This window comes from Ralstonia sp. A12 (assembly GCF_000801955.1).
Taxonomy (GTDB): Bacteria; Pseudomonadota; Gammaproteobacteria; order Burkholderiales; family Burkholderiaceae; genus Ralstonia.
Genome location: NZ_JSZO01000002.1, coordinates 199,225 through 223,872, shown reverse-complemented (window position 1 = coordinate 223,872; position 24,648 = coordinate 199,225). Strand labels below are relative to the sequence as shown.

At 64.5% G+C, this 24,648-nt stretch carries 22 protein-coding genes; 13 read left to right on the top strand and 9 right to left on the bottom strand.

What is annotated here, in order from left to right; genetic code table 11:
- The first annotated feature begins 28 nt into the window (after positions 1-28).
- Positions 29-616, top strand: a complete 588-nt coding sequence (locus PI87_RS05375; protein ID WP_039596656.1) for a chorismate mutase — start codon at positions 29-31, stop codon at positions 614-616.
- Between the two features lie 12 nt (positions 617-628).
- On the opposite strand, the gene PI87_RS05370 is transcribed toward PI87_RS05375, so the two are convergent.
- Complete coding sequence (locus PI87_RS05370) at positions 629-1,558, bottom strand: LysR family transcriptional regulator (protein WP_039596655.1); 930 nt, start codon at positions 1,556-1,558, stop codon at positions 629-631.
- Positions 1,559-1,684: 126 nt separating this feature from the next.
- Here PI87_RS05370 and PI87_RS05365 point away from each other — a divergent pair, with 126 nt between their 5' ends.
- From PI87_RS05365 to pyk, 3 genes are all read left to right on the top strand, one after another.
- Entirely contained in the window at positions 1,685-2,770 is a 1,086-nt protein-coding gene (locus tag PI87_RS05365; RefSeq protein WP_039596654.1) for a tartrate dehydrogenase, read from the top strand.
- A 117-nt stretch (positions 2,771-2,887) separates the two neighbouring features.
- Positions 2,888-4,222: a dicarboxylate/amino acid:cation symporter gene (locus tag PI87_RS05360; RefSeq protein ID WP_039596653.1), complete on the top strand. Its 1,335-nt coding sequence runs from the start codon at positions 2,888-2,890 to the stop codon at positions 4,220-4,222.
- Between the two features lie 24 nt (positions 4,223-4,246).
- A complete protein-coding gene (gene pyk, locus PI87_RS05355; RefSeq protein WP_039596652.1) occupies positions 4,247-5,665 on the top strand; it encodes a pyruvate kinase in 1,419 nt (472 codons plus the stop codon).
- A gap of 15 nt (positions 5,666-5,680) precedes the next feature.
- Here pyk and PI87_RS28005 read toward each other — a convergent pair whose 3' ends face one another.
- Complete coding sequence (locus tag PI87_RS28005) at positions 5,681-6,247, bottom strand: hypothetical protein (RefSeq protein ID WP_052321407.1); 567 nt, start codon at positions 6,245-6,247, stop codon at positions 5,681-5,683.
- A 153-nt stretch (positions 6,248-6,400) separates the two neighbouring features.
- Between PI87_RS28005 and PI87_RS05345 the strand changes: the two genes are divergently transcribed.
- The 5 genes from PI87_RS05345 (at position 6,401) to PI87_RS05325 (ending at position 12,167) form a co-directional block, all read left to right on the top strand.
- Positions 6,401-7,438: a bifunctional nicotinamide-nucleotide adenylyltransferase/Nudix hydroxylase gene (locus PI87_RS05345; RefSeq protein WP_039596651.1), complete on the top strand. Its 1,038-nt coding sequence runs from the start codon at positions 6,401-6,403 to the stop codon at positions 7,436-7,438.
- Between the two features lie 71 nt (positions 7,439-7,509).
- Positions 7,510-8,943: a nicotinate phosphoribosyltransferase gene (locus PI87_RS05340; protein ID WP_039596650.1), complete on the top strand. Its 1,434-nt coding sequence runs from the start codon at positions 7,510-7,512 to the stop codon at positions 8,941-8,943.
- A 107-nt stretch (positions 8,944-9,050) separates the two neighbouring features.
- Positions 9,051-10,388, top strand: coding sequence for a radical SAM protein (locus PI87_RS05335; RefSeq protein WP_039596649.1), 1,338 nt, complete (start codon positions 9,051-9,053; stop codon positions 10,386-10,388).
- Positions 10,385-11,410 carry an aminotransferase class I/II-fold pyridoxal phosphate-dependent enzyme gene (locus PI87_RS05330; protein WP_039596648.1) on the top strand — a complete coding sequence of 342 codons (1,026 nt, stop codon included), beginning with the start codon at positions 10,385-10,387 and terminating at the stop codon, positions 11,408-11,410. The genes PI87_RS05335 and PI87_RS05330 overlap by 4 nt, the downstream gene beginning before the upstream one ends.
- 1 nt (position 11,411) lies before the next feature.
- Positions 11,412-12,167, top strand: coding sequence for a class I SAM-dependent methyltransferase (locus PI87_RS05325; RefSeq protein ID WP_039596647.1), 756 nt, complete (start codon positions 11,412-11,414; stop codon positions 12,165-12,167).
- A gap of 87 nt (positions 12,168-12,254) precedes the next feature.
- Here PI87_RS05325 and PI87_RS05320 read toward each other — a convergent pair whose 3' ends face one another.
- Together PI87_RS05320 and PI87_RS05315 are read right to left on the bottom strand one after the other, a co-directional pair.
- Complete coding sequence (locus tag PI87_RS05320) at positions 12,255-12,770, bottom strand: SRPBCC family protein (protein ID WP_039596646.1); 516 nt, start codon at positions 12,768-12,770, stop codon at positions 12,255-12,257.
- Entirely contained in the window at positions 12,760-13,104 is a 345-nt protein-coding gene (locus tag PI87_RS05315; protein ID WP_039596874.1) for an ArsR/SmtB family transcription factor, read from the bottom strand. The genes PI87_RS05320 and PI87_RS05315 overlap by 11 nt, the downstream gene beginning before the upstream one ends.
- Positions 13,105-13,431: 327 nt before the next feature.
- On the opposite strand from PI87_RS05315, the gene PI87_RS05310 reads away from it, so the two are divergent.
- A complete protein-coding gene (locus PI87_RS05310; RefSeq protein ID WP_039596645.1) occupies positions 13,432-13,911 on the top strand; it encodes a VOC family protein in 480 nt (159 codons plus the stop codon).
- A 41-nt stretch (positions 13,912-13,952) separates the two neighbouring features.
- Here the strand turns inward: PI87_RS05310 and PI87_RS05305 are convergent, their stop codons facing one another.
- From PI87_RS05305 to PI87_RS05290, 4 genes are all read right to left on the bottom strand, one after another.
- Positions 13,953-16,973 carry an FAD-binding and (Fe-S)-binding domain-containing protein gene (locus tag PI87_RS05305; RefSeq protein ID WP_039596644.1) on the bottom strand — a complete coding sequence of 1,007 codons (3,021 nt, stop codon included), beginning with the start codon at positions 16,971-16,973 and terminating at the stop codon, positions 13,953-13,955.
- Positions 16,974-16,998: 25 nt separating this feature from the next.
- Positions 16,999-17,769, bottom strand: coding sequence for a fumarylacetoacetate hydrolase family protein (locus tag PI87_RS05300; RefSeq protein WP_039596643.1), 771 nt, complete (start codon positions 17,767-17,769; stop codon positions 16,999-17,001).
- A 57-nt stretch (positions 17,770-17,826) separates the two neighbouring features.
- On the bottom strand, positions 17,827-19,101 hold the full coding sequence (locus tag PI87_RS05295) for an MFS transporter (RefSeq protein ID WP_039596642.1): 1,275 nt from the start codon (positions 19,099-19,101) through the stop codon (positions 17,827-17,829).
- Positions 19,102-19,304: 203 nt separating this feature from the next.
- Positions 19,305-20,531, bottom strand: coding sequence for a pyridoxal-phosphate-dependent aminotransferase family protein (locus PI87_RS05290; RefSeq protein WP_039596641.1), 1,227 nt, complete (start codon positions 20,529-20,531; stop codon positions 19,305-19,307).
- Between the two features lie 183 nt (positions 20,532-20,714).
- On the opposite strand from PI87_RS05290, the gene PI87_RS05285 reads away from it, so the two are divergent.
- Positions 20,715-21,443: a GntR family transcriptional regulator gene (locus tag PI87_RS05285; protein ID WP_039596640.1), complete on the top strand. Its 729-nt coding sequence runs from the start codon at positions 20,715-20,717 to the stop codon at positions 21,441-21,443.
- A 14-nt stretch (positions 21,444-21,457) separates the two neighbouring features.
- Here PI87_RS05285 and PI87_RS05280 read toward each other — a convergent pair whose 3' ends face one another.
- Positions 21,458-22,378, bottom strand: coding sequence for a LysR family transcriptional regulator (locus PI87_RS05280; protein ID WP_039596639.1), 921 nt, complete (start codon positions 22,376-22,378; stop codon positions 21,458-21,460).
- 131 nt (positions 22,379-22,509) lie between these two features.
- Between PI87_RS05280 and leuC the strand changes: the two genes are divergently transcribed.
- Positions 22,510-23,916 carry a 3-isopropylmalate dehydratase large subunit gene (gene leuC / locus PI87_RS05275; protein WP_039596638.1) on the top strand — a complete coding sequence of 469 codons (1,407 nt, stop codon included), beginning with the start codon at positions 22,510-22,512 and terminating at the stop codon, positions 23,914-23,916.
- Complete coding sequence (gene leuD / locus PI87_RS05270; RefSeq protein ID WP_039596637.1) at positions 23,909-24,571, top strand: 3-isopropylmalate dehydratase small subunit; 663 nt, start codon at positions 23,909-23,911, stop codon at positions 24,569-24,571. Before leuC ends, leuD begins: the two co-directional genes overlap by 8 nt.
- The last annotated feature ends 77 nt before the right edge of the window (positions 24,572-24,648 follow it).

Genomic DNA, 24,648 nt, shown 5'->3' with positions numbered 1-24,648 from the left:
AACATCCGGCAATCCGCCGACGCCCGCCATGAACCTCTCCTTCAAGCCGTTCGTCACGGCCAAGACAGCCTTGCTCGCCAGCGCCGTGTGTCTCGTAGCGGGTTGCGCGGCCCCGGTCACTGCCCAGGAAAGCGCCTTCGCGCCGCTGCTGCGCCATCTGGCGGATCGCCTTGTCACCGCCGATCAGGTGGCCCTGAGCAAGTGGGACACCGGCCAGTCGGTCTACGACCCCGAGCGGGAGGCCAAGGTCATCGCCAACGTTTCGGGCACCGCGCCCACCTTCGGGTTGAGCGCCACCGACGTGGCCAATGTCTTTGCCGATCAGATCGAAGCCAACAAGGAAGTGCAATACGCCCTGCTCAACGATTGGCGCAGAGCGGGCGCTGCGCCCAACACGCCGCGGCCAAGTCTGGCCGGTGACATTCGGCCGCGCCTGGACAAACTGCAGACAGCGATCCTGCAAAGCCTGCACAACGCCGCCCCGGCCCGCAGCCAGGCAGACTGCCCGACGCAGGTCGCACAGGAAATCGGCCGCGTCGCCCGCGAGAAATCGCTCGACACGCTGCATCGCATTGCGCTGGATCGCGCCACCGCGCGGCTTTGCACCCGATCCTGAGCGACAGAGATGTCAGCGCGGTGACTGGTCGAACCGGCTGACCAGGAAATCCACGAACAGCCGGATGCGCGAAGACAGCTGATGGCGCTGGTGGTACACCGCATAGATGTCGGCCTCGGGCGTGGCGTACTGCGGCAACACCTGCACGAGCCGGCCGCTCTGCAGGTAGCGCGCGATGTCCCATTCCGCGCGCATGACGATGCCGTGCCCTTCCAGCGCCCAGTTCACGGCGATCTCGCCATCGTTGGTGGTGAGGTTGCCGCGCACGTGCACGGTTTCCGTCCGGCGCCCATCGGACTTACGGGCCTTGCCGGAACTCAGGCGCCACACACCATAGGCGTCGCTGCCCTGCCGGATGCCGATGCAGTTGTGGCGGGCAAGCTCAGCGGGCGTCTGCGGCGCCCCATGCTGGCGCAGGTAGTTGGGCGAGGCACACAGCAACCGGCGGTTGGGTGCCACCTTCTTGGCGATGATGCGCGCGTCCGGTGGCTCGCCAAAGCGCACGCACACGTCAAACAAGTCTTCGTTCAGCGGCGGCGGATCGGCCGTCAGCTGTAGCTGCACATCCACCTCCGGATACGCCTTCACGTATTCCGAAATAGCCGGGGCGATGTGCATGCGCCCGAAACCCAGCGTGGCGTTCACACGCAGCAGGCCGCTCGGTCGGCCCTTGGCCTGGGTCAGCAGTTGGTCCAGGTCATCGATCTCGCCCAGGATGCGCCGGGCGCGTTCCACGAAAACCTCCCCTTCGGGCGTCAGGCTCATGCGCCGGGTCGTGCGCGTGACCAGCGGCATGCCGATGCGCCCTTCCATCTGCGCCAGGCGCTTGCTGACCGCCGCCGTGGTGATGCCGAGATTGCGCGCCGCCGCGCTCAGGCTGCCGGCCGTGGCCAGGGCGACAAAGAAGCCCAGCTCAGCAGGTTGGATACCGGGAACCGACATGGCTTCACTTTCAACCTGAAGTTAAGAATGGATTAACTTTAGGCGTGATCCAAAACCGTGTCCAGCACCGACCATTGCCACACAACACGCCGCACACCCCACCCGCATTCCGATGAGGAGACACCCATGAAGACCTACCGCATTGCAACCATCCCCGGCGACGGCATCGGCAAGGAAGTCGTGCCCGCCGGTCGTGAAGTCATGGAAGCGCTGGCCGCCGCTGGCGCCGGCTTCCGTTTCGAGTTCGAGAACTTCGACTGGGGCGGTGACTACTACCGCCAGCACGGCGTGATGATGCCGGCCGAGGGCCTGGACGCCCTGCGCGACAAAGACGCCATCCTGTTCGGCTCAGCCGGTGATGCGCAGATTCCCGACCACATCACGCTGTGGGGCCTGCGCTTGAAGATCTGCCAGGGCTTTGACCAGTACGCCAACGTGCGCCCGACGCGCATCCTGCCGGGCATCGATGCACCGCTCAAGCGCTGCGGCCCGAACGATCTGGACTGGGTGATCGTGCGTGAGAACTCCGAAGGCGAATACGCCGGCGTGGGCGGCCGCGTGCACCAGGGCCACCCGATCGAAGCCGCCACCGATGTGTCGATGATGACCCGTGCCGGCGTGGAACGCATCATGCGCTTTGCCTTCAAGCTCGCGCAGTCGCGTCCGCGCAAGCTGCTGACTGTCATCACCAAGTCCAACGCACAGCGCCACGCCATGGTCATGTGGGACGAGATCGCCGTGCAGATCGCCAAGGAATTCCCCGACGTGAAGTGGGACAAGGAGCTGGTGGATGCCGCCACCGCCCGCATGGTCAACCGTCCGGCCACGCTCGACACCATCGTCGCCACCAACCTGCATGCGGACATCCTGAGCGACCTGGCTGCTGCGCTGGCCGGCAGCCTGGGCATTGCGCCCACCGGCAACATCGATCCGGAGCGCCGTTATCCGTCCATGTTCGAGCCGATCCACGGTTCGGCCTTCGACATCATGGGCAAGGGGCTGGCCAACCCGGTCGGCACGTTCTGGTCGGTGGTGATGCTGCTGGAGCACCTGGGCGAGCAGGCAGCCGCCAAGCGTGTGATGCAAGCCATCGAGGCCGTCACCGCCAACCCGGCGCTGCACACGCGCGACCTGGGCGGCCATGCGACCACCTTGCAGGTCACGCGGGCCGTGTGCGACTTCCTGGCCGCAGAACACGCGCAGGCCGCGTGATCACGTAGCACCTGAGACAGGGCGGCGGGCCAACACCGCCGCCCTCATGCGCTTTCCACCTCAAGACGGGCCACAGAGCCTGCGGCCGAGCGCAGCAGCAAACGAAAGGAGACAGCCATGATTCGCAAGACGCTTGGCAAGCTGTACGTGCAGGTCCTGATCGGCGTGGCCGCCGGGATCACGCTCGGGGTCCTGGCCCCGAAGCTCGGCGCCGACCTGAAGCCCCTCGGCGACGTGTTCATCAAGCTCATCAAGATGGTGTTCGCGCCCATCATCTTCGCGACAGTGACACTGGGCATCGCGCGCATGGAGAACATGAAGGAGCTCGGCCGCGTGGGTGTGCGCGCGCTGATCTACTTCGAGGTGCTGTCCACCTTTGCGCTGGCGATCGGGCTGATCGTCGTCAACCTGATCCAGCCGGGCCAGGGCATGAACATCGACGCGGCACATCTGGATACCAAGGCCATCGCCAGCTACACGCACGCGGCCGCCAAACCCCAGACGTTTGTCGACTTCCTGATGAACCTGGTGCCGTCGAGCATCGTGGATGCGCTGGCCCGCAACGACATCCTGCAGATCCTGGTGTTTGCCACGCTGTTCGGCATTGCGCTCTCGCGCCTGGGCACACGGGCCAAGCCGGTGGTCGATTTTCTGGATGCGTTCACGCACGGCGTGTTCACCATCGTCGGCATGATCATGCGGCTTGCGCCCATGGCAGCGTTTGGTGCGATGGCCTTTACGGTGGGCAAGTACGGGCTGGGGTCGATCGTATCGCTGGGCAAGCTGATGGCGACGATGTACATCACCTGCATCCTGTTCGTGGTGATCGTGCTGGGCAGTGTGGCGCGTGTGTCGGGCTTCAGCCTGTGGAAGTTCCTCAAGTACATCCGCGACGAGATCTTCACGGTGCTGGGCACGAGCTCCTCGGAGTCGGTCATTCCGCAGCTCATGCAGAAGCTGGAGGCGGCAGGCGTGTCGAAGCCGGTGGTCGGCCTGGTGGTGCCCTCGGGGCTGACGTTCAATCCGGACGGCCAGTGCATCTACTACACGATGGCTGCCATCTTCGTGGCGCAGGCCACCAACACGCCGCTTACGCTGACCGATCAACTCGTGGTGCTTGGGGTGTTGCTGCTGACGTCCAAGGGCTCGGCAGGCGTGACAGGCTCGGGCTTCATCACGCTGGCGGCGACGCTCGCTTCGCTGGGCAACATTCCGGTGGCAGGCATGGTGCTGCTGCTCGGCATTGATCGCTTCATGTCGGAAGCGCGCGCCATCACCAACACCATCGGCAATGCGGTGGGCACACTGGCCATCGCCCGGTGGGTGGGCGCGGTGGATCGGCAGCGCCTGCAGGCCGTGCTGGACGGTACGCCGCAAGCACAGCCGGAGCCCCCCGTCATGCACGCCCCCATCCACAAAGCCGAAGCCATGCACCCGCCCCTGGCCCATTGATCCAACGTCCTCCAGAAGCCAACCATGCGACGCCTTCGCAATGCCAAGATCGTAGCCACGCTGGGGCCTTCCAGCACGGAGCGCAGTGTCATCCAGGCGCTGTTCGAGGCCGGTGCCGATGTCTTCCGGCTGAATTTCAGCCACGGCACGCATGAGGATCACAAGCGGCGCCTTGATGTCATCCGCGCGGTGGAGCGCGACAGCGGCCGCCCCATCGGTGTGCTGCTCGATCTGCAAGGCCCGAAGCTGCGCATCGGCACCTTTGAGCGCGGGCGCATTCAGCTCGTGCCGCAGGCCAAGCTGCGCCTGGACCTGAACGCAGATCAGCCCGGCACCGCCGAGCGCGTTTGCCTGCCGCATCCGGAGATCTTCGCAGCCCTGCAGCCGGGTGCGGAACTGCTGCTCGACGACGGACGCGTGCGCCTGCGCGTGGACCGCTGCGGCAGCGACTTTGCCGAGACAACGGTGCTCGACGGCAGCGTGCTGTCCGATCGCAAGGGCGTAAACGTGCCGGGTGTGGTGCTGCCGCTTTCCGCGCTGACGGAGAAGGACCGCCGCGATCTTGAATTCGGCCTGACGCTCGGGGTGGATTGGATCGCACTGTCGTTCGTGCAACGCCCGGAAGACATCGTCGAGATCAAGCACATCGTCCAGGGCCGCGCTGGCATCGTCGCCAAGCTGGAAAAACCTGCCGCCATCCACAGCCTGGAAGATATCGTCGCAGAGGCGGATGCGGTGATGGTGGCCCGCGGCGACCTGGGCGTGGAGATGCCTGCCGAGCAGGTGCCGTCCTTGCAGAAGCGGATCGTTCGCGCGTGCCGGCGAGCAGGTAAACCCGTCATCGTCGCCACGCAGATGCTGGAGTCGATGGTGACTGCACCGGTGCCGACGCGCGCCGAGGCATCGGACGTGGCGACCGCCGTGTACGACGGCGCTGATGCGGTGATGTTGTCGGCAGAATCGGCTTCCGGCCAGTACCCGGTCGAGGCCGTGAGCATGATGAGCAGCATCATCTGCCGCACGGAAGGCGACTCGCACTATCACGAGGCCATCCAGGCATCCCACACCGCGCCGCGCCAGGATGCTGCCGATGCGATTGGCTACGCCGTGCGGCACGTCGCCAATCTGCTGGGGGTGCCGGCCACCGTGGCGTACACCAGCTCCGGCTACTCTGCCCTGCGCATGGCGCGCGAGCGGCCCGAGGTACCGATCCTCGGGATGACGCCCAAGCTCGCCACCGCGCGACGCCTGGCGCTCGCCTGGGGCGTACACGCTGTGCTTTGCCATGAAGTGGCCGACGTACCGGAGATGACGGAACTGGCCAGCCGCACCGTGCTGCGCGAAGGCTTTGGCGCGCAGGGCCAGCCGATCGTGATTTCTGCCGGGTTGCCGTTTGCCGTGGCAGGTACGACGAACCTGCTGCGGATTGCGCAGGTTCAATGAGGACGCTGCCGGTGCTTAGGGCGTGTCTGCTCGGCGACAGACTTCCTTGACCAGCGTGTTCAGCAAGACCCGCTCATCGGTTGCCGCCTCAACCAGCGGCACGGCCCAGGCACAGTCCGACAGCGCGAAGTGATGCTGCCAGTCTGGCAAGGCATGCAGCCCGGCCAGGTTGAAACCGGCCGACCCGCCCGTATCGGCATGCCCGCCGCCAATCGATTCCCCCAGCTCGAACGGGCGATCCCTGAACGGGCAGAGCCAGACGCCGTAGACGTGATGCGAAGCATGTTGCGGTGTCGGCGCCTGGTTCTGGTAGCCGAGCCGGAGCACTTGCCGCTGCAGCGCCCAGCCCTCGATCGGCGCGGACTTCTCATAGAGATACGCGGCATCGAGCACGCGACCACCAGGCCAGCTCACCTGGTGCGCGTCGAACGTCAGGTGCTTGAACTTGTGCGGGTAGGCAAGCTCAGGCCAAGCCTTCTCCGTCCGGGCGATCGATGCGTCGAACAGGCGAATCTCCTGCCCGTCAAACTCGAGCGCGAGTTGCCAGGTTTCGTTCGGGATGACGTTGGTAAGGGAGGGCATCGTGTCCTGGCTCAAGGGTCTGGCAACGGGCGAATGCCGTTGCACACCGCGCATTTTTACGAGATTTTCATTTGACGCGCTATAGCACGGCGCGTACCATCATTTCACGGTTGAGGGACAGACCCGACGCCGCCAATCTCTTGAGGGAGCCTCATGAGCACCAATGCAAAGCGCTTCGATGCGCTTGTCTTCATCGGCCGTTTCCAGCCGATGCACCGTGGACACCTTGACGTACTGCGCCGGGCATTGGGCCTTGCCGATACGGTTTGCGTCCTGATCGGTTCGACCGACAAACCCCGCACCATCAAAGACCCGTTCTCGTTTGACGAGCGCCGGCAGATGATCGCCTCCGTGCTGGACGAAGCGTCCCGCGCCCGCGTGCGTTTCGCGCCGGTGCAGGACTCGACCTACAACGACGGCGACTGGGTGCGCTGGGTGCAGGACGCCGTAGCCGCCGAGCTGGGCGACACGACGGGCCGCAAGATCGGCATCATCGGCCACGAGAAAGACAGCAGTTCGTACTACCTCCGCATGTTTCCGCAGTGGGAACTGGTGGAAGTCGACAGCACCGAAGACATTTCCGCTACCGAGATCCGCGAGCAGTTTCTGGCCGAGCGCAGCAACAGCTTCGTGTCGTGGGCCGTGCCCGCGCCGGTGTTCGAGTGGATGGAAGACTTCCGCAACCAGCCGGCCTTCGCGCAACTGAAGGCAGAGGCGGAGTTCATTGCCGCTTACAAGAAAGCCTGGTCGGCCGCGCCGTATCCGGTCACCTTCGTCACCGTGGATGCGGTGGTCGTGCATTCCGGCCACTTGTTGCTGGTGCGCAGGCGCAGCGAGCCTGGGCGTGGCCTGTGGGCGCTGCCGGGCGGCTTCGTCAACCAGGAAGAGCGACTGGAGACGGCGTGCATTCGCGAGTTGCGCGAAGAGACCGGGCTCAAGCTGCCCGAGCCCGTGCTGCGCGGCTCGTTGAAGGACCGGCAGGTGTTCGACCACCCGCAGCGCTCGCTGCGCGGGCGGACCATCACCCACGCCTTCCTGTTCAGCTTTCCGGTGGGTGAGCTGCCGCGCGTCAAGGGCGGCGACGACGCCGACAAGGCGCGCTGGGTACCGCTCAACGATTTCGCGCGCATGCGCAGCGTCATGTTCGAAGACCACTTCGATATCGCTTACCACTTTCTCGGCAAGCTCTAACGCTTCCAACATCGGATTCATCCGCTGGGACAGACCCGGCGGCCATTCAACGGCATAGAGGAGCTCTAGCCATGCAAAACGACCTGCGTCGTCTGTCGTCCATCCTGTCCAATCCGATCCTCAACACAGATTCGTACAAGGCTTCCCACTATCTGCAGTATCCGCCGGGCACCTCGGCGATGTTCTCCTACATCGAGTCGCGCGGCGGCCGCTATGACAGCACGCTGTTCTTCGGCCTGCAGATGCTGCTCAAGGAATACCTCAGCCAGCCCATTACCACAGCGATGATCGACGAGGCCCGCGCCTTCTTCAGCGCGCACGGCGAGCCGTTCAATGAAGCCGGCTGGCGCTACATCGTCGAGGCCTACGGCGGCTACCTGCCGGTGCGCATTCGTGCGGTGCCCGAGGGTGCAGTGGTGCCGACGAACAATGTGCTCGTCACGGTGGAGTGCGACGACCCTCAGGCATTTTGGTTGACCTCGTACATCGAGACAATGCTGCTGCGCGTGTGGTATCCGGTGACCGTGGCCACACAGAGCTGGCAGTTGCGGCAACTCGTGCGCCGCTACCTGAAGCGCACCAGTGATGACGTCTCGCAGCTGCCGTTCAAGGTGCACGACTTTGGCGCACGCGGCGTGTCGAGCGCAGAATCCTCGGCCATTGGCGGTGCCGCGCACCTGGTGAGCTTCATGGGCTCGGACACCGTGCTGGGCGTGGTGGCAGCCAATGCCTACTACAACGCGCCCATGGCAGCGTTCTCGGTGCCGGCGGCCGAGCACAGCACCATCACCGCCTGGGGCCGGGATGGGGAAGGTGATGCGTATCGCAACATGCTCCAGCAGTTCGGCAAGCCGGGGGCCATCGTCTCGGTGGTGTCGGACTCGTATGACCTGTTTGCCGCGCTGCGCATGTGGGGCTCGGAACTTCGGCAAGCGGTCATCGACTCCGGTGCCACGCTGGTCATTCGTCCGGACTCCGGCGACCCGAAGACCATCGTGATGCAGACCGTACGTGCGCTCGACGAAGCGTTCGGCTCGGTGGTCAACGGCAAGGGATACCGCGTGCTCAACCATGTGCGCGTGATCCAGGGCGATGGCGTCAACGCGGAATCCATCGAGGCCATCCTCGCCGCGCTGGAGGCAGCCGGTTACGCGGCAGACAACATCGTGTTCGGCATGGGCGGCGCGCTGCTGCAGCAGTTGAACCGCGACACCCAGCGCTTTGCCATGAAGTGCTCGGCCGTCAAGGTAGACGACGCCTGGCGCGATGTCTGCAAGGACCCAGTCACGGATGCGGGCAAGCGCTCCAAGCAAGGGCGCCTGACCTTGCTGCGCAATCGTCAAACCGGCGCCTACCAGACCGCAACACTTCCGCTCGCTTGGGACGACCGGCGCATCGAAGGCGATTGGGAAGAGGCGCTTCAAACGGTCTTCGACAGCGGCAAGCTGCTGGTTGACATGTCGCTGGATGACGTACGTGCCCGCGCCCAGGCGCACGAAGTCTGAGTCAGGGGCTGCCACCCTGACGCTGTAGAGTGCCCGCCGCGGCCTGGACCGCCGTACACGTGGTTCCGCCGCGGCACATAGAGAAGCGTCAAGAACCTGATCCGATCATGATCGAGAAGAAGAAGCTCTATCACGTGACCGTGCTGTCCAACTTTGCACGGGCATTCGACAAGTACTCGCTTTGCTATGCGAAAACCGGCATTCCGGAAAGCACCTATCCCGACCGCTTCTATCTGCTGGAGCGTAGCGAACTCGAGATCGGCTACCAGAAGGCTTCACGCTTGATTGAGAAGCTGGCGATTCCGGGCAACCGGTTGATTGCGCTGGAGACCGAAGTCGACCCCAGGCTGATCCAGGAGAACACGACCACCAGACGCGGCGTGTTCATCCAGTCCGGGCACATCAGGCTCAGCGGGCTGTATGACCTGGAGCTGAACGACAGCGGCATCGCAATGCGCCGCGCTGTGGTTGAGGAAACGACAGCAGCGTCGCTGCGGCTGGCGAGCCAGCAGTTTCAAGGGTTTGCAGCGCTGCGGCCGCGCACGCTGTCCATCCTGCCCATCGCACAGGGTTGCCAGGCCAAGTGCGCGTTCTGCTTTTCCAAGGCGTCGATCTCTGCTGATCAGGCGCCGTATCGACCCGACTGGGACGCTGTTGGCGCATGGCTCGACAAAGCGGCAGCGCAGGGGGCCGAGCGCGCCGTGATCACCGGCGGCGGCGAGCCGACACTGCTGCCTTTCGCACAACTCGAAAAACTCATTACCTGCTGCGCAGCGCGCTTCAGCAAGGTGGTGCTGATCACCAACGGGCATGCATTTGCAACGCTTCCGGAAGCCGAGCGCATCGCGCATCTGCGTGCCCTGCATGACGCCGGGCTCCGCGTGCTCTCCATTTCCCGACATCACTTCGATGCGCAGCGCAACGAACGCATCATGAAGCTCCACACGCCCGTTGAAGCGCTCGCCCGTACATGGCGCGAGCATCGTCATCTCTGGCCGAATCTGCGCCTGCGGTTCATCTGCGTTCTGCAGGACGACGGGGTGGAAGACGAAGCGACGCTCGAGCAGTACTTGGCCTGGGCGGCAGACCAAGGCGTTGAAGAAATCTGCTTCAAGGAGCTCTACGTTTCAACCAGCACGGAATCGATGTACTTCGATCGTGCAGCAAACGATTGGAGCCGGCATCACCAAGTGCCGCTGTCGCTCGTGACCGGCTTCGCTGCACGCGAGGGTTTTTCGGTTGCACACCGGCTGCCGTGGGGCGCGCCCGTCTTTGCCGGTGAATGGGCGGGCCGACCGATGCGCATTGCGGCCTATACCGAGCCAAGCCTGTACTGGGAGCGCTCACACGGCATTGCCCGAAGCTGGAACGTCATGGCCGACGGCCACTGCTTTGCATCACTGGAAGACCGCGCGAGCGAACTCACCCTGGGGACCCCGACATGAACTTCGCCGCGTTCAAGCTGTGGCGCGAAGCCTGCCTGCGCACAACGCCCGACGTGGTGGATTGCGCAGAAACGAACCTGTACGACGCTCTCGCCACGCTGCAGCCGCACCTCGATCCATCGCAGGCACCGCAGCGCGTGCACCGTTGCGATCTCGCACGGGCGTGGCTGCAACGGTATGGCTTTGACATCGCGCATTCGCGCCGGGCACTGATCAGCCGCGGAGTGCGGCATGCGCTGCAGTTGATCTTCAGGAGGCTGTCTGCGCAGGGTGCCCGCCTGTGGCTGCCGAGTGATGTCTACCCGGTCTACCAAGCACTCGCCGAATCGGCGGGCCTTGAGCCGCGCACGTTCCCAACGCTGCCCACGCCAAGCTTTCCCATAGACGAGGCCATCGACGGCCCCGAATTCCTCCTCATCGCAAACCCGCTCAAGCCGCTGGGGCGATTCTTGAGCGACGAAGACTGCACCGCGCTGGTTGCGTGGGTCAATGCGGCGCCCGGCCGGCGCCTCCTGATCGATTGCGTCTACGACCTGGGCGCGCCGTTTCATCCCACGACGATGAAACTGCTGCAAACCGAGCGCGCGATTCTGCTGCACTCGGCCACCAAAGGCTGGCTCACGCCGCAGACGTTCGGCGTGGCATTGGTGGGTGAGGACTGCGCTGGATTCGAAGCCGATTTCCGTGAAGATTCCCCGTCTGCGACGCAGCTGCAGCTCGCGCACCACTTCCTGTCAACTGCGGCCGACTGCCCAGCGCAGGTGGTCGACGCACTTCAGGCGCGTGCACGCCGCCTTGTCGAACGACTGCCCCAGGCTGTTCTTGATGCACGCCTGATGGCGCCCGCAGACTGCGCGCCCGGTTGCTACCTCTTTCCGGTGCCGTTCAGTACGGAGCAACTCTTGAACGACTACGGCCTGCTGGCCGTCCCGGCAAGTGCATTCGGCGCGCAGGATTGGAATGGCAGCATCCTGACCAGCCTGTCCGACACATTTGCTCACCAACACCATGCATCGCTCTGACATGACGCCACTTGCCGACATGGCCGTCTACGAAGACGCCGATTTCTACGATCAGGAATTCGCTCACCGCGAGCACGACGCCCGCTTCTTCATCGAGCAGGCCATGCGCGCCGATGGCCCTGTGCTGGAGGTGGCGTGCGGTACCGGCCGCATCACGCTGCCCATCGCGCGGGCCGGCATCGACATCACGGGGCTGGACGTCATGCGTTCCATGCTGGATCGGGCACAGCAGAAATCGCGGGCCGAGGGGCTCGATGTGACCTGGCTTGAGCAGGACTGCCGGGCGATTCAATCAAGGCGGCGCTTCTCGCTGGTCTTCTCGGCCACGAACGCCATGCAGCATCTGCACGACCTGGATTCGGTCAACGCGTTTCTGGGTGCTGTGAAGCGTGTGCTGGCGCCGGGCGGCACGTTGATCCTGGATGTGTTCAATCCGGACATCCGCAAGCTGGCGCGACCGGCAGACACCCGCTACCTGCACAAATCGATGGTTGACGCCGAAGGAAGAGAGATTCGCGTCGAGGCGACTTCGCACTACGACGCGGCATGCCAGATCCTGCGATTCGAGCTCGATTACCTGCGTAACGGCGAGTGCATCCGGACCAAGCAGGTGAGCATGCGCTGCTTTTTCCCGGAAGAGCTGCTGGCGCTGTGCCGATTCAACGGATTCGACGTCGTGCGGCGTTTGGGAGGCTACGACGGGTCGCCGTTCACGGCGCACTCGCCCAAGCAGATCCTGTTCTGTCGTGCCAGCTGAGATACGCAGGTCGGTCGCCGTTTCCAGCCAGGAGCAGAAGATCAACGAAGCCCTTCTGCTCCTGGCCTGAAGAGGCCAACGTGCGGCTTATGCCTGCGCCTCCGCACCGAGGGTCAGCAGCAGCTCGTCGAGTCGTTCAAGGGTGGAGGTCATGCCATCCCTCAACCCCATGTCGATCACCTTTTGCACATCCTCTGGCGAGTTGTACACAACCACGGTCGTCACCAGGGTCTGGTCCCTCATATCGGTAAAGGCGACATCCCAACGCGCCCTGGGCATGTCGGGATTCACGACGCCAGTTTCGTCGCTGAAGCCGTCCAACGCCGTGTAGCCGTCGATCGGGTTGATGGACTGATAGTCCAGACGGCTCCAGAAAGCTTGCCCTTCAGGGGTGATCATGGCGTAGAGCCAATAGCCCCCTGCCTTGAACTCCATGTGCTTGGTCTGGGTAGTCAGAGGCTTGGGTGCAAACCAGCGATCGAGCAATTCACGCTTTGTGTGGCAATCCCACACGAGTTGGCGCTTTGCCGCGAACGCCTTCTTCACTGTGATGCTGCTCTTTTCCTTGTCGACGAGGAAATCAAATTGAAGCTCAGCTTTCATCACCATCTCCTTTCAGTTCTTCTAAGAGGTTGTCCAGGTTGCGATACCGGCTTGCCCAGGTCGCGCGCTGGTCTGCAAACCAGCGCTCGGCGGCATCCAGCTTCTCTTGTTCAAGCACGCACGTCCGGATTCGGCCGCTCTTGCTGGAACGGACCAACCCGGTCATTTCCAGTACCCGCACGTGCTTCATGAAAGACGGCAGGGCCATGTCGAATGGCTCTGCCAGTTCACTCACCGTTGCGGGCCCGCTACCCAGCCGATGAACAACAGCCCTGCGCGTCGGGTCTGCAAGCGCATGAAAGATCGCGTCTAGCGCAACTGCATTGTTATCCATTTGGCTAACTATACTCTCGATGATTTCTTGCTGCAACACAGTTCGACCGCGTGCGCTCCACGCCCCTGAAGCGCACGATGGCAATGCATAGTAGGGAGAATGGTGACTGGCGTCTGTGATGCCGTCATCCCAGCGCAGCAGATGACCCCGCCCACCATGGCGGCGGCATCCTCCTGGATCGCACCGACATGCATCTGCTGCGAGAGTGTGAGACATTGGCCGTCCCGACAACGGCATGCATCCCGTCCTGCAGCACGCGGCGATGTGATCGATTGAAGCCGCTCCATTCGTGACGGATGCCCATGCCCGACGCGTCAGGAGACGCCTATGCCCAGCAAGAACTCGATCTGTCTGTGGTTCAACCACGATGCGGTTGACGCGGCCAACTTCTATGCCGAGACCTTCCCCGACAGCGCGGTACAGGCCATCCACCGCGCACCGGGCGACTACCCTGCCGGCAAGCAGGGCAACGTGCTGACCGTTGAGTTCACCGTGGCAGGCATTCCCTGCCTGGGGCTGAACGGCGGCCCGGCGTTCCAGCACAACGAAGCCTTCTCTTTTCAGATCGCAACGGACGACCAGGCCGAAACCGACCGCTTGTGGAATGCCATCGTCAACAACGGCGGCGAGGAAAGCGCCTGTGGCTGGTGCAAAGACCGCTGGGGCATCTCGTGGCAGATCACCCCCCGTGTTCTCAGTGAGGCGATCTGCGACCCCGACCCCGCCGCCGCCAAACGCGCATTCGACGCGATGATGACGATGGGCAAGATCGACATCGCCGCGATCGAAGCTGCACGGCGGGGCTAACGCCTGTCCTCAGATGGCGCGCGGGTTGGGCCGTTGGATGACTACATCAACGCCCGTTCCAACACCCTGGCTACATGGACAGCCTCCGCCTGCGCGCCGTCCTTGATCTGGTGCCGGCAGCTCGTGCCGTCTGCCACGACAATCGTCCCCTCCGCCCGTTTGCGCACCGCCGGCAGCAGCGACAGCTCTGCCATGGCCTGCGATGCCGCATAGTGCTCTGCCTCGTAGCCGAAGCTGCCGGCCATACCGCAGCACGATGACTCCACCGGCGACACCTTCAGCCCCGGAACCCAGCCCAGCACGGTCTGCACCGGCGTGAACGCGTCGAACGCCTTCTGATGGCAATGGCCGTGCACCAACGCCTCGGGCACATCCAACGCTTTCAGTTGCAGCGACAGCCGGCCAGCTTTGCGCTCGCGCACCAGAAACTCTTCGAACAGGAAGGCGTGATCAGCCAACTGCCGCGCGGCATCGCCGTAGCCGTAGGTCAGGAACTCATCGCGCATGGAAAGCAGACACGACGGTTCCAGCCCGACGATGGCAACGCCGCGTTCCAGGTACGGGCGCAATGCGTCCAGCGTGCGGCGTGCTTCTGCCTTGGCCTCGTCGACCAGCCCAGCGGCGAGGAAGGTGCGGCCGCAGCAGAGCGGGCGCTCGCCAGGGCGCACGTTGAAGTGCACGGTGTAGCCGGCGGCTTCGAGCACGGCCTGTGCGGCGCGCGCGTTCTCGGGCTCCTGCGTGTTGCTGAAGGTATCGACAAACAACAGGACCTCGCGCGTGGCCGACTCGGCGGGCGTCGCCGTTGCACGCGCATCAGACAGGAACGGCTTGGCAAACCGCGGCAGCGAACGCTGCGGCGCCAGACCCATCCACTGTTTGACGCGGCCCGAGACAAACGGCACGCCATCGGCCAGCGCCAACACAGTGCGCAGGCGCGTAGCCCACGGCGCATAGCGCGGCAGGTAAGCCACCAGGCGCTCGCGCAGCGTGGTGCCGTGTTTGCGGTTCCACGCATGACGCGCCTCGATCTTGAAGCGCGCCATGTCGACACCGGTCGGGCAATCGCGCTTGCAGCCTTTGCACGACACGCACAGGTCCAGCGCAGCCTTCACATCCTCACTGGCCAACCCGTCGGGGCCGAGTTGACCAGACACCGCCAGACGCAGTGTGTTGGCTCGGCCGCGCGTTACATGCTGCTCATCACGCGTGACGCGGTAACTCGGGCACATGGTGCCGGCGTCGAACTTGCGGCAATGCCCGTTGTTGTTGCACATCTCCACGGCGGAGGCGAGGCCGTGCGACAGGTCCGTGCCCGTGCCGGGCGCCGTCTCCTGCCCCGTGAGCGGATCGCGCTTGACGTTCCATGCGGACCAGTCCAACGCGGGCTGCATCGGCGTGGCCGCATAACCCGGCGCAAAGCGGAAATGCTCGCGCGCATCCATGCGCGGCGGGTTGACGATCTTGTCGGGGTTGAAACGGTTGTCGGGATCGAACAGCGTCTTGATTTCAGTAAAGGCGGCGTTGATGCGCGGGCCGTATTGCCAGGCTACCCACTCACCTCGGCACAGGCCGTCACCGTGTTCACCGGAGTAGGCGCCTTTGTACTCGCGCACCAGCGCGGCAGCCTCTTCCGCAATCTCGCGCATGCGCGTGGCGCCGTCGCGCCGCATGTCGAGAATGGGCCGCACATGCAGCGTGCCGACGCTGGCGTGGGCGTACCACGTGCCCTCGGTCTCGTGCTTGTGGAACACCTCCGTTAGCTTGCTCGTGTACTCGGCCAGATGTTCGAGCGGGACTGCGCAGTCTTCAATGAAGGACACGGGCTTGCCGTCGCCCTTCATGCTCATCATGATGTTCAGGCCCGCCTTGCGCACATCCCACAGTGCCTTTTGCGGACCGGCTTCGGGCATCTTCACCACGCTGTCAGGCAGCCCCAGATCGGCCATCAGCTCGGTCAAGCGGTCGAGTTGAGCCAGCAGCGCATCGCGCGTCTCGCCGGCAAATTCCACTAGCAGGATGGCCTGCGGTTCGCCCACCAATGCCTTCTCGATGACGGGGCGGAAGGCCGGGTTCTCCATCGACAGGTCGATCATCGTGCGATCGACCAGCTCCACCGCCACGGGCTTGAGCTTGACGATGTGTTGCGTCATGTCCATCGCCTGGTAGAAGGTCGGGAAGTTCACGACCCCCAGCACCTTGTGCGTAGGCAGCGGCGCCAGCTTGAGCGTGATCTGTCGGCTATAGGCCAGGGTGCCTTCCGAGCCGACGAGGATGTGCGACAGGTTGGCGTAGCCGTCGTCGGTATAGGCGCGCGGGTTCTGGCAATCGAACAGGTCGATGTTGTAGCCGGCCACGCGGCGCAGCACCTTGGGCACGCGCTCGATGATTTCGTCACGCTCACGTTGGGCGATGCGCTCCAGCCCACGCAGCAGGCCGAGCGTGCGGGCATCCGCCACCGGCTGCGCGAGTGAACCGAAACGGCATTCACTGCCATCGGCCAGCACCGCGTCGATGGCGAGTACGTTGTGCACCATGTTGCCGTACTCGATCGAGCGCGAGCCGCACGAGTTGTTGCCCGTCATACCGCCAATCGTGCATTGCGCACCCGTCGACACATCCACCGGAAACCACAGCCCGTGCGGCTTGAGCCACGCGTTCAGGTGGTCCAGCACGATGCCGGGCTCCACGGTGACGGTGCGCGCCGGTGCGTCAAAGTCGATGACCTTGTTGAGCCACTTGCTGTTGTCGATGACCAGCGCCTCGCCCACGGTCTGGCCGCACTGGCTCGTGCCAGCGCCGCGCGCCAGCACCGGCATCTTCTGATCACGCGCAATGTCGAGCGCGCGCAGCAGATCGGCCTGATCGCGCGGCACGACCACGCCCAGCGGCATGATCTGATAGATCGACGCGTCGGTCGCATAGCGGCCACGGCTGGCGCGGTCGGCCAGCACATCGCCACGCAGTTCCTTGCGCAGCCGGGCAAACAGCGGTGAAAGCGCCGCGCCCTGCGAGGGCACGAAGCGCACGGGTTGGAGCAGCGAGGCAGGCGTACTGGCGTTCATGGCGGTGCGGGTGAGAGACAGCGTTTCAGGCGAGCGTGAAGCCCACAGGCGGCAGGCCGTCGATACGACCGAGCACGGCGTTCGGGCCGGTTGCGGTGTCCGGGAAATGCATGCCCGTGTACGAACCGGTGGTGACGAGCGTGCCGGACGGCAACGTCATCCCACGCTGCGTGGCGTGATTGACGAGCCAGGGCAGCAACCGTCGTGGGTCCCCCGCCGGATTGGCCGGCGTGCCGTCAACCACGCTGCGGCTGTTCACGGTGAATGAGAGGCTGGGTGCCACGAATGGAAAATCCGCGCGGTACGCCACCACCTCGCCCATCACCAGCGCGCCGTGGTTCTGCAGATCGGCAAGCTGCGCGAAGCGGTCAACCGCTGGCCATTCGTGGAAGCGGCTGGTGACGATCTCCACGGCGGCGGCCATGTAGGCGATGCCGTCGAGCACCTCGGCATCGTCATACGCCTGGGCACGTGCGGCGAATGCGCGGCCAAAGCAGAACGCGATTTCCAGCTCCAGCCCCAGTGGGCGAAACGCATGCTGCGGCAACGTGGCGCCGTGAAAGTGCAAACCACTCTGCGGCAGCGGCGAACCCTGGATGGGCGCATCCGGCCCCTTGGCGCCGACCTTCCACGCACCGATGGAAGTGCCGTGCGCAATCAGCAACTGTGCTTGCGCGGCATACGCTGCCTCTGCGCTGGTGGGAATGAGTGCATGCGGCAGCTCGGCAAATGCAATGCCGCTCTGCCAGCCGGCCGCAAGGCGTTCGGCCAGGGTCTCAGTAGAGGTTTCAATCATGGGGAAGACGTAGGAAGGCGGGCGCCACCGCGGCGGCGCCCCGTTTGACTGCAGGCATCAGGCCGGTGAACGTTCGGTGGCCACCGGCGTAGCGGTAGTATTGGCGAAGCGGCTCTCCGGCTGCATGCGGAAGGCCAGCACCACACCCAGGCCCATCAGCACCATGCTGCCGATGAAGGGCAGCTCCCAACTGCCGAAGCGGTCGATCACGTAGCCGGAAATGACCGGCGACAGGATGGCCGCCAGCGCGGAACCCGAGTTCATCATGCCGCTGGCGGTGCCCGAGTGCTCCGGCGCGATGTCCATCGGCACGGCCCACATCGGCCCGATCGTCATCTCGGCAAAGAAGAAGCCTGCCGCCAGGCACGCCATCGACACATACAGGTCATGCATGAACAGCAGCGGCAGGAGTGACAGCATCGTCAGCAGCATGCACACCGCCACCATCCAGCTGCGGGCGCGCTTGAGGCTGCCGGTGCGGGCGTAGATCTTGTCGGTCACGATGCCGCCCAGCGTGTCGCCAATCACACCCGCAAAGAACACGGCCGAAGCGAACACGGCAGATTTCTTCAGGTCCAGCGAGTAGCTGTGCAGGAAGTACTGCGGGATCCAGCTCAGGAACAGCCACAGCGTCCAGCCGTAGCAGAAATAGACCACCGTCACGGGTGCCATGCGCTTGAACAACGGACCCCACGGCACGCTGGTGGGCTTCTGCTTGGGCGCGGGCAGCATGTCGAGTTCTTGCTGCGTGATGCGCGGGTGGTCTTTCGGGTGCTCGGTATAGACCAGCGCCCACAGCGCCACCCAGACCAGGCTGATGACACCGCAGATGTAGAACGACTCACGCCAGCCATACACAGCCATGATGGCCACCACGGCTGCCGGGGCGACGGCATTGCCGATGCGGGCGAACGCATGGGTGATGCCCTGCGCGAAGCCGCGCTTCTCGCGCGCCACCCAGCGCGACATGGCCGCCGTGGCCGCCGGGAAGGTCGCGCCTTCGCCCAGGCCCAGCAGCAGGCGCGCAGCCAGCAGCGAGATCAACCCGCCGGCCATGCCGGTGAGCAACGTGGCGATGGCCCACAGCACGCCGCACACCAGCAACGTGCGGCGCGCGCCAAAGCGGTCGCTCACCCAGCCGCCGATGATTTGAAACACGAGATACGGGTACGCAAACGCGGAGAACACCAGCCCGATCTCCGTCTTGTTCAACCCGAACTCGTTGCCAAAGCCCGCGGCTGCGGTACTCACGTTCACGCGGTCGAGGTAGGTGACGAAATACATCACGCATAGCATGACCAACACGACATTGGTCGCTCGGAACAGCTTCATGTTTTGTCTCCTTGGGTGGTCGGCCTGCAGCAGAGGCCGGCTCTTTGTCCGGCTAATTGGTTGCTGAGCAATCGGGCGGGGCGCACGCCGCCCTGGCCGCGCGCCGACTCAGTCGTACGGCGCAGCCATCGCTGTCTGCTGAAGGGGTGCGTCAGTTAGGAGGGCGCCGCTTATCGGTCAGCGCCCTCGGGTTGGGAGTGCGCTCAGGCCGCCGCGCGCAACGCGGGCGTGTGCGTGTGCGTGTGCGAGGCCAGGTACTCCATCGCTGCCACCACGCCGCTGGCGGCTACCGGCACGCCGGCCAGCTTCAGGCCCATCTCGCAGCCGGTGAGCGTGGCCATGAGCGTGAGGTCGTTGCAGTCGCCCAGGTGGCCGATGCGGAACATCGTCCCGCGAATCTTGCCCAGCGCCTGCCCCAGCGACATGTCGAAGCGCTCGTAGATGATCTTGCGCACGGCATCGGCATCCACGCCCTCGGGCATCATCACGCCGGTCAGCACGGGGCTGTAGACCGCCGGGTCCGCACACTGGATCTGCAGGCCCCACGCGCGCACGGCGCGGCGCGTGGCTTCCGCCAGTCGCGCATGGCGCGCGAACACGTTGTCGAGCCCCTCGCCCAGGATCATGTCGAGCGCTTCCGACAGGCCATACAGCAGGTTGGTATTGGGCGTGTACGGCCAGTAGCCATTCTTGTTGGCTTCGATGATCTCTTCCCAGCCCCAGAACGCGCGCGGCAGCTTGGCATGCTTGCTGGCCGCGATGGCCTTGGCCGACAGCGCGTTGAAGCTGATGCCCGGCGGCAGCATCAACCCCTTCTGCGAACCGGACACGGTCACGTCCACGCCCCACTCGTCGTGGCGGTAGTCGGCGGAGGCCAGACCCGAGATGGTGTCGACCAGCAGCAGCGCCGGGTGGCCCGCCGCATCAATGGCCCGGCGCACGGCCGCGATGTTGGACGTCACGCCCGTCGACGTTTCGTTGTGCACCACGCAAACGGCCTTGATGGTGTGCGCGGTATCCGCACGCAGGCGCGCTTCGATCATGTCGGCCTGCACGCCGCGCCGCCAGCCCTCGACACCCGGCAAGCCGATGAACTCGGGCTTCAAACCCAGCGCCTCGGCCATCTTCTTCCACAGCGTGGCGAAGTGGCCGGTCTCATACATCAGCACCGTATCGCCGGGGCTCAACGTATTGGTGAGCGCGGCTTCCCACGCGCCCGTGCCCGACGCCGGATAGATGATCACCGGCTGCTCGGTCTTGAAGATCTTCTTGATGTCGGCCAGCACCTTGCGGCCCAGCGCACCGAACTCCGGGCCGCGATGGTCGATGGTCGGGTAGCTCATGGCCCGCAGGATGCGATCGGGCACCGGGCTCGGCCCCGGAATCTGCAGGAAGTGGCGGCCGGCGGGATGGAAATCGAGTTGCAACATCGCTGTCTTGTCTCCGTGGTTGAATCTTGAATTTTGCATGCAAAATACTTTAGCAGAGTGAGCCGACGGATTCCAAGCTAAGAATTTGCCGAAAATGCCGGTGTTTACCCGATGTTTGCAGTGCAATATGCGCCGGAAGCAAGTTGCAGTAGAATCACCGCAAGCAAGAAGAAAGGACTTTGCATGCAAGATTCAGAAGATGTGGGTGTGAGCAGCAGTGCCCCGGCGCTGCCCCGGCTGGAGCGCCAGCGCCTGCACGACACGGTGGTCGAGCACCTGCGCAAGTTCATCGTGGAAGGCGTGCTGGCGCCGGGCATGCGCCTGAACGAGCGCGAGTTGTGCGAGACGCTGGGCATCTCGCGCACGCCGCTGCGCGAGGCATTCAAGGTGCTGGCTGCGGAGGGGCTGCTCGTGCTGTCGCCCAACCGCGGCGCGAGTGTCTACCGCATGAGCGAATCGGAGATCCGCGAGACGTTCGAGCTGATGTCGGGGCTGGAGGCGTTTTCTGGCGAGTTGGCTTGCGAGCGCATCACGCCCGTGGAACTGGCCGAGATCAAGGCGCTGCACTACGCGATGCTGGCGTGCCGCGTGCAGAACGATCTACCTGGTTACTACAGCCGCAACCAGGAAATCCACAACCGCATCAACGAGGCCGCACGCAACTCGGTGCTGCGCAACACATATCTGTCGATCAACCGCCGGGTCATGGCGATGCGGTTTCGCTCAAATCAGCTCGGCGACAAGTGGGACCGCGCTGTGCACGATCACGAAGAGATGATCAAGGCGTTGGAAGCCCGCGACGGCAAGGCACTGTCGGGCATCCTGCGCCAGCACTTGCTGGAAAAGCGCGATGCCGTGCTGCAGATGTATCTGGAAGCGGAGCACGTGCAAGGCGCACGGAAACTCGCTTAACGCGAAAGCTCACATCACGGGCGGCGGCGAGCTTCCACCCACGCCGCCTCTTGCCCAAACCAGTCCGTCAGAAAGTCGATGAACGCGCTCACCTTGGCCGACAGGTTGGCGCGCTCCGGATACACCGCATAGACGTCAGCTGCAGGCAATGCCCAGTCGGCCAACACGGGCACCAGGCGCCCCGCGCGCACGTGTTCGTGGATATCCCATTCGGAGCGCATCAGGATTCCATAGCCGGCCAGCGCCCACACCACACCGGTTTCGCCATCGTTGGTGCTGAGCACGCCGCGCACCTTGACGGTCTCCTGTTTGCTCGCACGCGTGAAGTACCACGTACCGTAAGCCGCATCGCTCTCGCGCAGCACGATGCACTGGTGCGATTGCAGATCGCGCGGCACCTGCGGCACGCCCGCGCGTTGCAAGTACGCGGGCGACGCGCACAGCAGCCGGCGGTTGCTGACAATCTTGCGCGCCACCATGCGCGAGTCCGGCACCGTGCCAAACCAGATGCCGATGTCGAACGCCTTGTCAGCCAGATTGACGGAGCGGTCCGTCAGCTCAAGCTGCAGCTCCACCTCGGGATAGCGCCGCGCAAACTCCACCACAGCCGGCGCGATATGCCGGCGCCCGAACCCAAACGTCGCATTCACCCGCAGCAACCCCTTGGGGGTGCCCCGGCTGCTGGAGACGGTCTGCTCCAGCTCCTGCAGTTCTTCAAGCAACCGCGCGCCGGTGGCCAGATAGATCTCCCCTTCGTGGGTGACGCTCAGCCGGCGCGTGGTGCGGTTGAGCAGCCGCACGCCCAGCCGCTTCTCCAACTGCGCCAGGCGCGCGGTGATGGCCGGCGGCGTCACGCCCAGCTCGCGCGCCAGTGCCGCCAGCGAGCCCTGCTTGACCAGCTGGGTGAAAAACTCCAGATCCGATACGCGATCCATTATTCAATTGAAATGAAGAATAGATAAAGTTACCGGCCAATTATAAAACTCTTCTGCATATCTACACTCCAGTTCGCCAGTGGTCCGGGCCTGATAGGTACAACCGGCCGGCCACCCGACTTGGAGGAAGCATGGCAAAGACGTTGTATCAAAAGCTGGTGGAGTCACACACCATTGCCCAGCTCGATGCGCAAAACGTGCTGCTCTACGCAGACCTGCACATCATGAACGAGTACACCAGCCCGCAGGCCTTTGCGGGCCTGGCAGAAGCCGGCCGCGCAGTCGCCGTGCCGGGCCAGCAGATGGCCGTGGTCGACCACATCATCCCCACGCACCCGGTGCGCGTGCGCGTCATCCAGGACCCGGCCTCTGCGCTGCAGGCATCCAACCTGGCGAAGAACTGCAGCGAACACGGCATCGTGCTGTTCGACACGAACGACGCCCTGCAGGGCATCGAACACGTGATCGCGCCGGAGCTGGGCATGATCCGCCCGGGCATGGTGGTGCTCTGCGGAGACAGCCACACGACCACCTACGGCGCATTTGGCGCGCTGGGGTTCGGCATCGGCACATCGGAAGTCGAACACGTGCTGGCCACGCAAACCCTGGTCTACCGGCTGGCGCAAGACATGCGCATCCGTGTGGACGGCGAGCTGCCCATCGGCACCACCGCCAAAGACCTGATCCTGAACATCATCAGCCGCATCGGTGCGCAGGGTGCACGTGGTTACGTGGTCGAGTTCACAGGCAGCGCCATCGCGGCGCTCTCCATGGAAGCGCGCATGACCCTGTGCAACATGGCCGTGGAAGCCGGTGCGCGCGGCGCGCTGATTGCGCCAGACGCCAAGGCCACGCGTTACGTGCTCGAACATGCGCGCGACGTGGCGCACACGCACGCCAGTGCTGCGCTTGCTGACTGGCGCCAGTTGTTCAGCGATGCCGATGCGCGGTTCGATGCCGAACACCGCTTCGACGCACGCGACGTTGCACCGTATGTGACGTGGGGCACGAGCCCCGATCAGGCAATCCCCGTGACGGGAATGATCCCGCAGCCGGATGCGGCCTCCGCTCAGGCGTTGCGCTACACGGGTCTGCAAGCCGGTACTGCCATCGCAGGCGTGCCCGTGCAGCGGGTGTTCATTGGCTCGTGCACGAACGCGCGCATTGAAGACCTGCGTGCGGTCGCCGCCATCGTCAAGGGCCGCAAGGTGGCACCCGGTGTGCGCGCCATGGTCGTGCCGGGCTCGGGTGCGGTACGCCGCCAAGCCGAGCAGGAAGGCATTGCCGACGTGCTCCAGGCCAGCGGTTTTGAATGGCGTCAGCCAGGCTGCTCGATGTGCCTGGCCATGAACGACGACTTTCTCGCCCCCGGCGAGCGCTGTGCGTCCACCACCAACCGCAACTTCGAAGGGCGCCAGGGGCGCGGCGGCATCACGCACCTGATGAGCCCCGCCATGGCCGCCGCCGCCGCCATCACCGGCTGCATCACCGACGTCCGCCAACTGCAAGCACAACACGCCGAGGCTGCCCATGTCTGACACCCAACGCATTGAAGGCATCGCCGCGCCGCTGCCGACACCCAACCTCGACACCGATCAGATCATGCCCAAGCAGTTCCTGCGCGGCATCGACAAATCCGGTCTCGACAAGGGCCTGCTCTACGACCTGCGCTACGACGCCAATCACCAGCCGCGCAGCGCGTTCGTCCTAAACCAGCCAGCGTATGAAGGCGCATCCATCCTGGTGGGCGGCAGCAACTTCGGCTGCGGCTCCAGCCGTGAGCACGCCGTGTGGGGCCTGCAGCAGTTCGGCATCCGGGCCGTCATCGCGCCGAGCTTTGGCGAGATTTTCTACAGCAACGCGATGAACAACCGTCTGCTGCTGGTGATGCTCGACCCGGCAACGGTCGAGCGCATCCTGGCCGACGCGTCCAACACGGCCACCAGCCACATCGCCATCGACGTCGAAACGATGATCGTGCGCAGCCACAGCGTCGAGGCGACGTTCTCGTTGTCTGAACGCCATCGCCACATGTTCCTGCACGGCCTGGACATGATCGGCGCCACGCTGGCGCGCTGGGGCGAGATCAACACCTTCCAGCAAGCGCACTGGAAAACGCGCCCCTGGCTGCGCGATGTTGCCGCCACCACGCGCGCACGCCTTGCCGCAATGACGCCGGGCAGCAGCCTCTGAGGCTAGCCCGCAGGTTCTTCAACACACACAGACAGCGCCGGCGCTCCACCACCTCGCTCAAGACGAGGCGCGCCGTG

Excerpts from the sequence above, each read along its gene's own strand:
- PI87_RS05370 (WP_039596655.1), bottom strand. The coding sequence starts at position 1,558 with ATGTCGGTTCCCGGTATCCAACCTGCTGAGCTGGGCTTCTTTGTCGCC.
- PI87_RS05330 (WP_039596648.1), top strand. The coding sequence starts at position 10,385 with ATGAACTTCGCCGCGTTCAAGCTGTGGCGCGAAGCCTGCCTGCGCACA.
- PI87_RS05335 (WP_039596649.1), top strand. The coding sequence starts at position 9,051 with ATGATCGAGAAGAAGAAGCTCTATCACGTGACCGTGCTGTCCAACTTT.
- leuC (WP_039596638.1), top strand. The coding sequence starts at position 22,510 with ATGGCAAAGACGTTGTATCAAAAGCTGGTGGAGTCACACACCATTGCC.
- PI87_RS05360 (WP_039596653.1), top strand. The coding sequence starts at position 2,888 with ATGATTCGCAAGACGCTTGGCAAGCTGTACGTGCAGGTCCTGATCGGC.
- PI87_RS05295 (WP_039596642.1), bottom strand. The coding sequence starts at position 19,101 with ATGAAGCTGTTCCGAGCGACCAATGTCGTGTTGGTCATGCTATGCGTG.
- PI87_RS05325 (WP_039596647.1), top strand. The coding sequence starts at position 11,412 with ATGACGCCACTTGCCGACATGGCCGTCTACGAAGACGCCGATTTCTAC.
- PI87_RS05300 (WP_039596643.1), bottom strand. The coding sequence starts at position 17,769 with ATGATTGAAACCTCTACTGAGACCCTGGCCGAACGCCTTGCGGCCGGC.
- PI87_RS28005 (WP_052321407.1), bottom strand. The coding sequence starts at position 6,247 with ATGCCCTCCCTTACCAACGTCATCCCGAACGAAACCTGGCAACTCGCG.
- PI87_RS05290 (WP_039596641.1), bottom strand. The coding sequence starts at position 20,531 with ATGTTGCAACTCGATTTCCATCCCGCCGGCCGCCACTTCCTGCAGATT.
- PI87_RS05365 (WP_039596654.1), top strand. The coding sequence starts at position 1,685 with ATGAAGACCTACCGCATTGCAACCATCCCCGGCGACGGCATCGGCAAG.
- leuD (WP_039596637.1), top strand. The coding sequence starts at position 23,909 with ATGTCTGACACCCAACGCATTGAAGGCATCGCCGCGCCGCTGCCGACA.
- PI87_RS05310 (WP_039596645.1), top strand. The coding sequence starts at position 13,432 with ATGCCCAGCAAGAACTCGATCTGTCTGTGGTTCAACCACGATGCGGTT.
- PI87_RS05375 (WP_039596656.1), top strand. The coding sequence starts at position 29 with ATGAACCTCTCCTTCAAGCCGTTCGTCACGGCCAAGACAGCCTTGCTC.
- PI87_RS05305 (WP_039596644.1), bottom strand. The coding sequence starts at position 16,973 with ATGAACGCCAGTACGCCTGCCTCGCTGCTCCAACCCGTGCGCTTCGTG.
- pyk (WP_039596652.1), top strand. The coding sequence starts at position 4,247 with ATGCGACGCCTTCGCAATGCCAAGATCGTAGCCACGCTGGGGCCTTCC.
- PI87_RS05280 (WP_039596639.1), bottom strand. The coding sequence starts at position 22,378 with ATGGATCGCGTATCGGATCTGGAGTTTTTCACCCAGCTGGTCAAGCAG.
- PI87_RS05285 (WP_039596640.1), top strand. The coding sequence starts at position 20,715 with ATGCAAGATTCAGAAGATGTGGGTGTGAGCAGCAGTGCCCCGGCGCTG.
- PI87_RS05320 (WP_039596646.1), bottom strand. The coding sequence starts at position 12,770 with ATGAAAGCTGAGCTTCAATTTGATTTCCTCGTCGACAAGGAAAAGAGC.
- PI87_RS05315 (WP_039596874.1), bottom strand. The coding sequence starts at position 13,104 with ATGGATAACAATGCAGTTGCGCTAGACGCGATCTTTCATGCGCTTGCA.
- PI87_RS05345 (WP_039596651.1), top strand. The coding sequence starts at position 6,401 with ATGAGCACCAATGCAAAGCGCTTCGATGCGCTTGTCTTCATCGGCCGT.
- PI87_RS05340 (WP_039596650.1), top strand. The coding sequence starts at position 7,510 with ATGCAAAACGACCTGCGTCGTCTGTCGTCCATCCTGTCCAATCCGATC.